This window comes from Sphaerotilus mobilis, assembly GCF_004216565.1.
Classification (GTDB): Bacteria; Pseudomonadota; Gammaproteobacteria; order Burkholderiales; family Burkholderiaceae_C; genus Sphaerotilus; species Sphaerotilus mobilis.
Genome location: NZ_SGWV01000010.1, coordinates 496,851 through 508,416, shown reverse-complemented (window position 1 = coordinate 508,416; position 11,566 = coordinate 496,851). Strand labels below are relative to the sequence as shown.

The window sequence follows — 11,566 nt, the reverse complement described above, 5'->3', positions numbered from 1 at the left end:
TCCGGCAAGGTTCTCGTGCGTAGTTGACGCGAGCCGCCCGGATGTCACGCCTCGGCGGTGCTGCGCAGCGGGTCTGGCTTCATGCTGGCACCTGCGGCTTCCGGGCCGTGGACCTGATCGCCCCATCCCTCGCCAGGAGCCCGACCATGCCGCACGTCATCCCCGCCGATCGCACCAGCCGCTGGCGGCTGACTGTGCAGGGCTTGCTGGCGCTGTGGCTGTCGCTGCTGTCCCTGACCCCGGTCGCGGCCGACCCGGCAGCGGGCGCGACGACCGGGGATCGTCCGCCCATCCGCGAGGTGCTGGACCGTTCGGCGCAGCAGCGTCTGGCCGAACTGTCCCGCCACCGGGTCGATGCCCACCTCAGCGCTGGCATCCAGGCCGATGTCGATCGCATCCTCGGCCAGATGGCGGTGAAGCCCGCCATCGACCTGCTGGTGGTCGACGGACCCTTCCATGCCGAGATCCTGGGCGGCCATGTGCTGGTCGTCAGCGCCAGCGTGGCGGTGTTGCCCGAGGGCGAACGGCTGTTCATCCTGGCCCACGAGATCGGCCATGCCGCCATGGGCCACTGGGGTGAGCTGTGCGAGCTTTACGGCCGCCTGATCCCCGGCGAGGTCCGCCAAGACCTGACCGACGCGATCGCGCCGCAACTTGGCCGCGAGGCCTCCGCCCTGGTGCACGGCCATGAATACGCCGCCGACGCCCACGCCTGGCAGATCCTGCGCAGCCTCGGCCACGGCATGGACAGCGTGCTCGCCGCCCTGCAGGTCGTCCCCAACCTGGGCGACACGCCCACCCACCCCTCCACCCGCAAGCGCTACGCCCGCCTGCGACTGGTCGGCGAAAACGAGCCGCGCAGCGCGGCGCTCAAGACGGCGGAGTGAGCCGGCGGCGGACGGCTCCGCCCTCGCGCAAGAAGGACGGGCTGCGGGCATTTTTCGCGTTCGGGAAACGCCGACCACTGCGAGAATTCCGCCGGCCACCATGACAACCGAACATCACCTCGACCGATCCCACGCGCGCCGCTGGCGTGTCTGGCTGGCGTGGGCGATGTGTGCCTGGGTCCTGGTGCTGGCGGCCAAGCCCTTGCTGATGCCGAAGGACCTCGTCGCGGCCTGCGTCGTGGGGGGGTCGGTCCTGGTGGATGTCGGCGACCCTTCCGGCGACGCGCCCGACCGGCACGCCTCGCTGGATTGCTGTCTGCTGCCGGTCATGCTGGTGGCCGCACCGCCCGCCATCCGTGCCACGGTCAGCCTGCAGGCGCCGGTCCCCTTCTTCTCGGGCCGGTTCGTCGCCGCCTTGTTGCCCGAGAGACCGCGTGTGCGCGGCCCTCCCCTGATCACCTGAGTTCCTGCAAGCGTTCAAGCCGACACACGCAGGCCAGCGCCTGCGCGTTCCGCTTCTTGTGACACATCCGGCCCAACGGGCCCATCGGCATGGCCCGGCCGGATCCTCAGGTGACAGACATGACGACGTTTTCCGTTCCCCGCCCCGCACGAGGGCGTGCCATCCTGGCCGTTGCCAGAAAGGCGGCCTTCGCGGCCTGCTTGATCCTTTCCGCGAGCCTGCCGACCTGGTCGCACGCCGCTCCGATCGAGGTCACCGACGCGATCGGCCGCAAGGTCCAACTCGCGGGACCCGCCCAACGCGTGGCGCTCAACTTCAACTTCGAGGAATTCACGGCGGTGGCCGGCAAGGACGGCTGGAGCCGGGTGGTCGGCATCTCCCGCACGCCCTGGGAGGGCTGGCGACCGGCCATCTTCCGCCGCTATGTCGACGTGATTCCCAACCTGCGGGCGATGCCCGACATCGGCCACAGCGACGACGGCACCTTCAGCGCCGAAAAGATCATCAGCCTGAAGCCCGATGTCGTGCTGATGGCCGAATGGACCTGGTCCTCGCAGAAGACCGTGCGCGACCAGCTGGGCGCTGCGGGCATCCCGATCGTGGTCATCGACTACAACGCCCAGATGCTCGATCGCCACCTGGCCTCGACCCGCGCCATCGGCAAGGTGATGGGCACGGAGTCACGCGCCGAGGAACTGGCACAGCTCTACGAGGGTTCCTACCGCCAGATCCTTGACCGCCTGCCTTCGGTGGCAACACAGCCGCGCAAGAAGGTCTACGTCGAACTGGCCCAAGCGGGTGCGGATACTGTGGGCAACAGCTACGCCGGCACGATGTGGGGCCGCATCGTCACGACGCTGGGCGCCGAGAACATTGCCGATGGCAAGTTGCCCGGTCCGTGGGGACCGCTCGCGGCAGAGGCGGTGCTGGCCGCCAATCCCGACATGATCGTGTTGGCGGGTTCGTCCTGGGTGAACCGGCCGAAGGCGGTTCCCACCGGACATGACGCGGCACCGGAAGCGACCCGTCGGGCCATGCAGCCCTATGTGCAGCGTCCGGGCTGGGACGGCATCAAGGCCGTGCGAACCGGAGAGGTCCACGCCATCGAGCACGGCCTGTGCCGGTCCCTGACCGACTTCGTCCCGATGCAGTACCTGGCCAAACGCCTGTATCCGGCCGTGTTCCGCGATCTCGATCCCGAGGCGGCGATGAAGTCGTTCCATGCGCGTTACCTGCCCGTGCCTTACTCCGGCACGTGGATGCTGCCGATCCAGCCGTGAACGAGGCACTCGCCGCGCGCGGCGCAGGTGTCCTGCCGGGCTGGCGAGACCGTCAGGCCCGGCGCCTGACGGTGGGCCTGGTCGTGGCCGTGTTGAGCCTGCTGAGCTTCGTGCTGGACGTCGCCACCGGTCCGGCGATGTTGCCGGTGGTGCAGGTCGGGCGATCGCTGGCCGGCCTGCCGACGGATGCCAGCGTCGACACCATCGTCTGGACCTTGCGACTGCCCATCGCCTTCACCGCACTCGCTGTCGGTGCCGCGCTCGGTCTGTCCGGCGCGGTCATGCAGACCCTGCTGAACAACCCGCTGGCATCGAGCTACACGCTGGGCATCTCGGCCGGTGCCGGATTCGGCGCGGCGGTCGTGATCGTGCTTGGCACACAACTCGGTGCCGTGGGTCTGGCCGGAGCCTGGCTGTCCAGCGATTGGGCCATCCCGCTGGCCGCGTTCCTGTTCGCGGGACTGGCCTGCGCCGGTGTCTGGTGGCTGGGCACCCTGCGCGGGGACAGCCCCGAACTGCTGGTGCTGGCGGGCATCGCCATGTTGTTCATGTTCCAGGCGCTGCAGTCCCTGCTTCAGTTCATCGCGTCTCCGGAGGCCCTGCAGCAGCTGGTGTTCTGGCTCTTTGGCAGCCTGCAGAAGGCCAGCTGGGCCAAGCTGGCGGTGATCGCCACCGTGTTGGGCCTGGGCGTGCTGGCGCTCTCCCGGGACGTCTGGGCACTCACGGCCCTGAGGCTCGGTGACGAGGCCGCCCGGGGCCTGGGGGTTTCCGTGCGCGGCCTGCGTCTGCGCTGCTTCGTCATCATCTCGGCGCTCACCGGCGTGGCCGTGGCCTTTGTCGGAACGATCGGTTTCGTCGGTCTGGTTGCGCCGCACGTGGCGCGCATGGCCGTTGGCGAGGACCAGCGCGCCTTTCTGCCGGTGTCGGCCCTGACGGGCGCCCTGCTGCTGTCGGCCGCCTCGGTCGGCTCCAAGTCGGTCATGCCCGGCGCGATCTTTCCGATCGGGATCGTGACCGCCCTGATCGGCGTGCCGTGTTTCATCCTGATCATCCTGCGGCACCGCCGCCCCATCGCATGAAGATCGACGTCGACGGACTCGCCGTCCGCCTGGGCCGACGCCCCGTCCTGGGTGACATCAGCTGCACGCTGCAGCCGGGCTGTCTGACCGCCCTGATCGGACCGAACGGTTCGGGCAAGTCCACCTTCATGCGCGCGCTGGCCGGGCTGCTGCCCCATGAGGGCTCGATCGGCTTCGGTGCGACAGGCACGAGGCGACGACCAGATCGTGTGGGCTACATGCCGCAGCTGTCGGCGGGCGCGGTCGGGCTCTCGGTCATCGAGGTCGTCCTGCTGGGACGGCTGTCCAGACTGGGTTGGCGGGTGCCGCCGGCCGACCTCGAGGCCTGCGCTGGCTGGCTGGCCCGACTGGGCCTGGACGCGCTCGCACACCGACCGTTCGATGCCCTCAGTGGCGGACAGCGCCAGAAGGTCATGCTGGCCCAGGCCCTGGCCAGCGAGTCTTCGCTGTTGCTGCTCGACGAGCCCACCAGTGCGCTGGACCTGCGCCACCAGCTCGACGTCCTGGAGTCGGTGCGGTCGCTGACCCACGAACGGCAACTGACGACCGTGGCGATCCTGCATGACCTCAATGCCGTGGCCCGTTATGCCGATCGTGTGCTGGTCCTGGCAAATGGCCAGCTGGTCGCCAGCGGCACGCCGACCGAGGTCCTGAAACCGGCGCTGCTGCAGGCCACCTTTGGCGTGCAGGCACGTTGCCAAGCCGACGTCGACGGTCTCATCCAGGTCATCGCCATCGCCGCCGCGCCCGAGACGGCTTGAGGCGGGGGCCGGCCGGCGCATCTTTTTGCGGCCGGTCCGGGCCTCAGGGCCTCACTGGAACGCCACCTCCGCAAAGCTGCGCAGCTTGCGGCTGTGCAGGTGGTCCAGCCCTTGGTGACGCAGGATCTCGATGGCGCGGATGCCGATGCGCAGGTGCTGGTCGACCCGTTCGCGGTAGAACTGGTTGGCCATGCCCGGCAGCTTGATCTCGCCGTGCAGCGGCTTGTCCGACACGCACAACAGCGTGCCGTAGGGGACGCGGAAGCGGAAGCCGTTGGCGGCGATGGTGGCGCTTTCCATGTCCAGCGCGACCGCGCGGCTCTGGCTGAAGCGGCGCTCGGGGCCCGGGTGCGGCAGCAGTTCCCAGTTGCGGTTGTCGGTGCTGGCGACCGTGCCGGTGCGCATGATCTTCTTGAGCTCGTAGCCCGACAGCTGGGTCACCTCGGCGACCGCTTCCTCCAGCGCCAGCTGGATCTCGGCCAGCGGCGGGATCGGCACCCACAGCGGTAGTTCCTCGTCCAGCACGTGGTCCTCGCGCACATAGCCGTGGGCCAGCACGTAGTCGCCCAGCTGCTGCGTGTTGCGCAGGCCGGCGCAGTGGCCGAGCATCAGCCAGGCGTGCGGGCGCAACACGGCGATGTGGTCGGTGATGGTCTTGGCGTTGCTCGGGCCCACGCCGATGTTGACCATCGTGATGCCGCTGTGGCCGTGGCGCTTGAGGTGATAGGCCGGCATCTGCGGCAGACGCGGCGGCGGTGCGCCGAGGTCGTCGCCCGCTTCGGCGGCCAGACCGGTGCGGCGCGTCACGACATTGCCTGGCTCGACGAAGGCAACGTACTCGCTGGTCTCATCGGCCATCAGCTCATGGCCCAGACGCACGAACTCGTCGATGTAGAACTGGTAGTTCGTGAACAGCACGTAGTTCTGGAAGTGCTCGGGCATCGTGCCGGTGTAGTGGCGCAGCCGGTGCAACGAGTAGTCCACCCGCGGCGCGGTGAACAGCGACAGCGGATGCCGCACGATGCCGTCGCTGCCGGGCTGCGGATCGAGCGTGCCGTTGGCGATGCCGTCGTCCATGGCGGCCAGATCGGGCAGGTCGAACAGGTCGCGCAGGCGCTGGCGGCGTTCGGGCGTCAAGGCGCCTTCGAGGTGGTCGTGTTCGGCCAGGCTGAAGTGGACCGGAATCGGCTGGGCCGACAGGCCGACTTCCAGCGCCACGCCGTGGTTCTTCAGCAGCAGGTCGAACTGCTCGCGGTAGTAGTGGCGGAACAGCTCCGGCCGCGTCAGCGTGGTCTCGTAGACACCCGGCCCGGCGACGAAGCCATAGGCCAGACGCGAGTCGGCCCGCGCCACCGTGTCGACCCGCACCCGCACAAAGGGGTAGCAGGCGCGCACATGGCCGCCGTCGTCGCGCCCGGCGATGAACTCGCGCAGGGCCTGCCGCAGGTGGGCGATGCCGCTGTCGTAGATGGTCCGCGCGTGGGCCAGCGCGGCGTTTGCGTCGGTGAACGACAAGGTCGTGAGGACGGTGGGGCTCATGGGGGAATCCTTCGCGGGCCTTTGCGGCCTCGGTGTCAGTTGCGGTTGAGCCAGAGGTCGACGATGACCGGCCGGTGTTCGCTGGCCTCGTCGCCGCCGACGGCCACTTCGGCCAGACCCAGCGTGGGGCTGACCAGCACATGGTCGATGCGCAGGAAGCTCAGGTGTGGGCGCAGCGAATGGCCATGTGTGTAGCCCCAGCCGGTGGCGGCCGATGACCAGGCATCGCGCAGGCCGAGTGCCAGCAGCGTCTGCACCACCGGCGAGGCCTCTGGCGCGTTCAGGTCGCCGGCGATCAGCAGCGGCAGCGGCCGCTTGTTTGCACCGGTGGCGCGTTGGCGGGCCAGGTCTTCGGCCAGGTGCCGGGCCTGCCCGAGCCGGTGGCCGAAGTTGATGCGCCAGTCGTCCAGCCCGCCCAGCCGTTCGCGCCGCGTCGCCACCAGGCCTTCACGCGGCGACAGCAGGTGCACGTTGACGATCTCCAGCCGCTGGCCCTCGACCTCGACGGTGCAGCGCAGGTAGTCGCCCAGGGCTGGATCGGCCGACAGCGGCGCGACCTTGCAGTTGCGCAAGGGGTGCTTGCTGGCGATGACGTACTGCCCGTGCATCTGGGTGTGGCGTGGCGTCAGCAGCTCCTTCATCACGAGCGGCATCGGCAGCCACTTGTCGGTCAGCTTCTGGGCGTCCTGCATCACGAGCACGTCCGGGTCGTGGCGACGGATCTCGCCGACGATGGCGTCGTAGCCCTCGGGCCGGTCGTCGGCCTTGTAGGACTTGATGTTGAAGCTCATCACCCGCAGCCGGGTGCTGCCGTTCTCGGGCTGGCCATGGGTCCAGCCCATGATCGGGAAGACGACCACCAGCACGGCGGCCAGCGCGGCGGCTCGCCAGGCCCAGCCGACTGCAATCGACAACGCCAGCGCCAGCAGCGCCGGCACCAGCAGCAGCAGGTAGGGGGTGTAGCGCAGCAGCTCGGCCCACCAGGCCAGCGGATCGGCCAGGGCCAGCACGGCCCACAGGCCGCCGATGACCAGCACCGTCAGGCTGATGACAAAGCGTGAGAGCGACTGCAGTGGGTGAGAGCCGACCTGCGCGAGGCGGGCATCGCGGGCGGCGCGGGCGTCCAGGGGTGTGCGGCGGCGTGAAGGCATGGGTGAGCGTCAGCCTACCTCAAGCCTCCAGCGCCCGCGTGACGACCCGTGCCACCGGCGTCGATTGGTGCACGGTCGCGACAGCCCCCGGGCTTGCCGGACCGGCGAGCCGACCTCAGTCGTCCGTGGCCAGCACCATCAGCCCGGCGGCCGTGTTCGAGATGGGGATGTGATAGTTGCGGCTCACCTCGTGAACCTGCTCGCCCAGCGCACCGCGCATCGCCAGCCACATCAGCAGCTCGACGCCTTGTGTGCCGGTCTTCTCGACCAGCTCGGGGATCGAGAACCGCGTCGCCCACGTCGGGTCGTCGATCAGGCTCTGCATGAAGGCGCGGTCGAAGTCGCGGTTGATGAAGCCGGCGCGCTGGCCGTCCAGCTGGTGCGACAGCCCGCCGGTGCCCAGCACCATCACCCGCGCGTCGCTGTCCCAGTGGCGCACCGCGCGGCCGACCGCCTCGCCCAGACGCCAGCACCGCGCGGCCGACGGCAGCGGGAACTGGACCGTGTTGATGCACACCGGCACCACCGTCACCGGCCAGCGCTGGTCCGGCCAGCACAGCGCCATCGGCAGCGTGAAGGCATGGTCGACCAGCATCTCCTGGCAGGTGGTCAGGTCGAAGTCCTCGGCCACCAGGCTGTTGATCAGGTGCCAGGACAGCTCGCGCTGACCGGTGAAGGGCGGCACCTCCGGGATGCCCCAGCCTTCGTCCGCGTTGCGGTAGGTCTCGGCCGCGCCGACCGCGAAGGTCGGCATCTTGTCCAAGAAGAAGTTCAGGCCATGGTCGTTGTAGAACACCACGACCACGTCCGGCCGGGCCTGCGCCAGCCAGCGGTGCAGCGGCGCATAGCCCTCGAAGAAGGGCGCCCAGTACGGGTCGGCCTGCAGTTCCTTGGCGATCGCCCGACCGATCGCGGGCACGTGGGATGTGGCGACGCCACCGATGATCTTCGCCATGGTGTTCAGCCCCGTGCGGCCAGCAGCCTGGCCTTGAATTCGTCCTTGCTCATGCCCGTCTGCTGGGCCCCGATGTCCTGCACGTCCAAGCCGAAGATGCCGGCGAACTTGGCGAGGTAGTAGACGTTGCCGCCGGCCGCCAGCAGCTGCAGCACGTTGCGCGCGCGGATCGCCTCGCGCTGCTGCGCGTTCAGGCCGTAGCGCGCGCAATAGCCGTCCTCGTCGGCCTGAAAGGCGGCGCGGTTGGCGGCGTCGTTGAAGGAATAGCACATCTTGTTGAGCGCATAGCCCTTCATCGCCTGCACCCCGTCGAACAGCGTCGTGCCGGGGATGTCGATGTGGCCGTGTCCCGGCCGTTTCGGATCGTTCATGGGTCTCCTCGTGCGGTGGATCGTCTGCACGCCGTTGCCGACGCGACGTCCGTCAGTATTCGCACCGAGGCGCGGTCAAACAACGCGCCGATACTCATGCGACCCATGAGCAAACCCGATCATTTGCACATCGACGGTCGCCTGCTGCAGCTGCTGGTGACCGTGCTCGACACCGGCAGCGTGACGGCGGCCGCCCAGCGCCTGGGCGTCACCCAATCGGCCGTCAGCCACGGCCTGGAGCGCCTGCGCGCCATCCTGGGCGACCCCTTGTTCGTCAAGTCCGGACGCGGCATCGCCCCGACCGAGCGGGCCCGCTCGCTGGCCCTTCAGGCCCGCGACCTGTTGGCCGGCCTGCAGCGCCTGGCCGAGCCCGAACACGTCGACCCGGCCAGCCTGCGCGGCGAGATCACCATCGCCGCCAACGAGCTGCAGTGCCACCTGCTGCTGCCCCCACTGCTGCTGCGCCTGCGTCAGGCGGCACCCGGGCTGACGCTGCGCATCCTGCCCTCACGCGTGCCCGGCCTTGAACTGCTGCGCGACGAAAGCTGCCAGCTCGTCATCTCGCCCCGTCCGCCCGACAGCCACGACGTCCTGCAAAAACGCCTGTTCGCCGACCGCTACCGCGTCTGGTACGACGCCCGCGAACGCGCCGCCCCGACGACGCTGGCCGACTACCTCGCGGCCGACCACGTCAGCGTCCGCTACGAAGACCGTCGCCGCCTCGACATCGACGAATGGTTCCTGCAGCACGCCATCGACCGCCACATCGTCGTCACCGTCCCCGGCTTCTCCGGCATCGCACCCTTCCTGCGCGGCACCACCCGCCTGGCCACCCTGCCCAGCCTGCTCGCCACCGAACTCCTGCGCGACCTCGCCCACGCCGACATCCCCCTGCCCGAGCCACTGCAAACCCCGCCGCTGCCGATGTACCTGCTGTGGCACCGGCGGCATCAGGACGATGCGGTGCAGCGGTGGGTGAGGGGGGAGGTGGAGGGGGTGGTTTTGGGAATGGGTATTGGTATTGGTTATGACGATCGGTGACGTGAAGCTGAATCTTCGTTCGACGCGGTTCAAACTGTTTGCCGAGTTGCCGAGCCAACTGACGGGTTTCGACCCAGAGCGGACAGTGCGTCAGCGAGCCCGTCATTGAGTGCTCTTCCAATCAAACACCATTTTCTGTCACTGCTCCCAACTAGATCGCTTCACGACCGCATTGTTTGAAGGGCCGATTAAATCTTGCTCGACGCGATCTTCTCTACTGCGTTGTTAGCCCCAAGCTTCAGCATCACACGGATGCACATGCGGTACTGAGGATCAAGGAACATGTATGCGTCGCCTTTAGGGGTCTTGCGAAGAACAGCGCCGGCGCCACCAGTCAAAGCAAGTTCGCTTAGGGCGTTTGGTACGCCGCCAATCGTGGCACTGGGCTCGTTAGGATAAAACAAGGTGCGCACCTTAGCCTCGACTTGAGCCGCCTTGAACTCCTCGCCGTCCATTCGCCCAAGCACGTACAGAACCTGATTGCGACGCTGAACCCGTGTGTCACGCTCGTTCAGTTGCCCTTCGACAACGGTATAGGCTGAACTCAGCGATGACTTGAGCCATACGTCGTCAGCCTGCTCCAGCATCACCTTGGTGACAGTGCGAGTTGCTTCTCCGACGAAAGCAAGCTGCAGGCAGTACTCCTGCATCGCCTGGGGGATTCGATCAGTCGCCCACTCGATATGCCTGATGATGTCGAAGCGGTCAACGGCTTCGATCTTGTACTCAAGCTCTCCCTCGAAGCCCCTCACGACAAGAGCCTCAGCTTCTTGCTGCGACATGCGCGACACCTCCTGCAGCTCAAGCAGGCGGTTTGAAACGGTTCGATGACTGGGCGTCCGAGCAAAGTACTCCCGAACACCCGAGGGGACACCAACGATCAGGAAGCGCACTTTGTGCTGCAGGAACGCGTCATCGTCGGCCAGCGTGATGATGTCGGCCAGTTCCTCCATCAAGGCTGGCTTCTCGAAGATGCGCTCAAGGTTGTCGAACACCAAGAACGCGGCACCTGCGCCAGCCTGTGCCCTGAAGAGGCTGATGGCAGCGCGCAGTGGGTCATCCGCGGGAACTATATACTTGTTGGTTTGTTCCAGAACAGCAGTGGCGACACCTGGCAATCCACCTCCTGCACTTTTCTTCGTGTCGTAGCCAGTTAGCTGCCCACCCGGCGCGGGATTTACCGCTCGAAGAATTTCAGGGGTGATCTTTCCATTGCGACTCGCGTCGGCAAGGTTCACGATCTTGAACATGACCGCGTTCTGAGAGAAAAAACTGCGGTACAGCCATGACTTGCCGCAGCCGCTCTCACCGTACAGCACTAGGTGGCTCGACTGACGCAGCTTGGTGCGGAAGTCGCTCTCCAGCGAGGTCCGAGGCGTGTACATCCTAGGGTTGAACTCTCCGCGAGGGGTGAAGACTTCTTCAGGCCGCCTCTTAGGCTCGGAAATCATCAGCACCATTGTGCCTCCTGAAATATGTTGGATGATAGCTGGACGACATTTCCCTATATCCCCGTGACAACCTCCGTCAGTAGCTAGATGTACACACGGCAGCCTGGAGCTTACGCGAGTGTCCAAGCGACCACCTCAGTCTGGACCGCAGCACACGACGATCAGCAAAAGCCGTGTGGTGACTGTTGCCAAATGGCATTTCCGCAATTCAGCGACTGCTCACTTGCAAAGTAGCCAGCGACCGCAAGTGGCCGGCAGCAGTCACCCTATCCCATGACCGATCAATCACCCGGCCAAAGCAATCAATAAGAATTACTCCCCGAAACCTCTTTCAGCAAAACCCCCAAGCCCAATACACGCCAGCGTCAACCCTCCCACCTGTCGCCGTTGAGAGTGGGCCTCGCCACCAAATTCCAGCAGCATCACGGCGCCAACCCGAAACGACCGGGCCACGCTGACCAGCAAGCTGCGGATGTGGTCGTCATCCCAGACCCAACCACGCTGGAAATTTGGCAACTGAATCTTGCCTTTGACGATGTCGGCCAGGATGTCTGGCAGCAGGCGTTTGGTGCTGTCAAAAGTGCTCAT

Annotated in this window: 12 protein-coding genes; 6 read left to right on the top strand and 6 right to left on the bottom strand. The window is 67.0% G+C overall.

What is annotated here, in order from left to right:
• Positions 1-146: 146 nt before the first annotated feature.
• The 5 genes from EV685_RS14600 (at position 147) to EV685_RS14580 (ending at position 4,470) form a co-directional block, all read left to right on the top strand.
• Entirely contained in the window at positions 147-887 is a 741-nt protein-coding gene (locus EV685_RS14600; protein ID WP_165396813.1) for a M48 family metalloprotease, read from the top strand.
• A gap of 100 nt (positions 888-987) precedes the next feature.
• Entirely contained in the window at positions 988-1,350 is a 363-nt protein-coding gene (locus EV685_RS14595; RefSeq protein ID WP_130482755.1) for a hypothetical protein, read from the top strand.
• A gap of 119 nt (positions 1,351-1,469) precedes the next feature.
• Positions 1,470-2,630: an ABC transporter substrate-binding protein gene (locus EV685_RS14590; protein WP_130482754.1), complete on the top strand. Its 1,161-nt coding sequence runs from the start codon at positions 1,470-1,472 to the stop codon at positions 2,628-2,630.
• Positions 2,627-3,709 (top strand): FecCD family ABC transporter permease, encoded by a 1,083-nt coding sequence (locus EV685_RS14585; RefSeq protein WP_130482753.1) that lies wholly within the window; start codon positions 2,627-2,629, stop codon positions 3,707-3,709. The genes EV685_RS14590 and EV685_RS14585 overlap by 4 nt, the downstream gene beginning before the upstream one ends.
• Positions 3,706-4,470, top strand: a complete 765-nt coding sequence (locus EV685_RS14580; protein ID WP_207224828.1) for an ABC transporter ATP-binding protein — start codon at positions 3,706-3,708, stop codon at positions 4,468-4,470. Before EV685_RS14585 ends, EV685_RS14580 begins: the two co-directional genes overlap by 4 nt.
• Before the next feature lie 51 nt (positions 4,471-4,521).
• Here the strand turns inward: EV685_RS14580 and EV685_RS14575 are convergent, their stop codons facing one another.
• The 4 genes from EV685_RS14575 to EV685_RS14560 all read right to left on the bottom strand — a co-directional run bounded on the left by EV685_RS14575 (position 4,522) and on the right by EV685_RS14560 (position 8,486).
• A complete protein-coding gene (locus EV685_RS14575) occupies positions 4,522-6,009 on the bottom strand; it encodes an AMP nucleosidase (RefSeq protein WP_130482752.1) in 1,488 nt (495 codons plus the stop codon).
• Between the two features lie 35 nt (positions 6,010-6,044).
• Positions 6,045-7,160, bottom strand: a complete 1,116-nt coding sequence (locus EV685_RS14570) for an endonuclease/exonuclease/phosphatase family protein (protein WP_130482751.1) — start codon at positions 7,158-7,160, stop codon at positions 6,045-6,047.
• Positions 7,161-7,275: 115 nt separating this feature from the next.
• The gene (locus EV685_RS14565) at positions 7,276-8,115 is read right to left on the bottom strand and encodes a class III extradiol dioxygenase family protein (RefSeq protein WP_130482750.1); all 840 of its coding nucleotides are present in this window, start codon (positions 8,113-8,115) and stop codon (positions 7,276-7,278) included.
• A 5-nt stretch (positions 8,116-8,120) separates the two neighbouring features.
• A complete protein-coding gene (locus EV685_RS14560) occupies positions 8,121-8,486 on the bottom strand; it encodes a protocatechuate 4,5-dioxygenase subunit alpha (RefSeq protein ID WP_130482749.1) in 366 nt (121 codons plus the stop codon).
• 105 nt (positions 8,487-8,591) lie between these two features.
• Here EV685_RS14560 and EV685_RS14555 point away from each other — a divergent pair, with 105 nt between their 5' ends.
• Positions 8,592-9,527 carry a LysR family transcriptional regulator gene (locus EV685_RS14555; RefSeq protein ID WP_130482748.1) on the top strand — a complete coding sequence of 312 codons (936 nt, stop codon included), beginning with the start codon at positions 8,592-8,594 and terminating at the stop codon, positions 9,525-9,527.
• 188 nt (positions 9,528-9,715) lie between these two features.
• Here the strand turns inward: EV685_RS14555 and EV685_RS14550 are convergent, their stop codons facing one another.
• Together EV685_RS14550 and EV685_RS14545 are read right to left on the bottom strand one after the other, a co-directional pair.
• Positions 9,716-10,978: an ATP-binding protein gene (locus EV685_RS14550; protein ID WP_242615613.1), complete on the bottom strand. Its 1,263-nt coding sequence runs from the start codon at positions 10,976-10,978 to the stop codon at positions 9,716-9,718.
• A 312-nt stretch (positions 10,979-11,290) separates the two neighbouring features.
• Positions 11,291-11,566, bottom strand: coding sequence for a GmrSD restriction endonuclease domain-containing protein (locus EV685_RS14545; protein WP_242615598.1), 276 nt, complete (start codon positions 11,564-11,566; stop codon positions 11,291-11,293).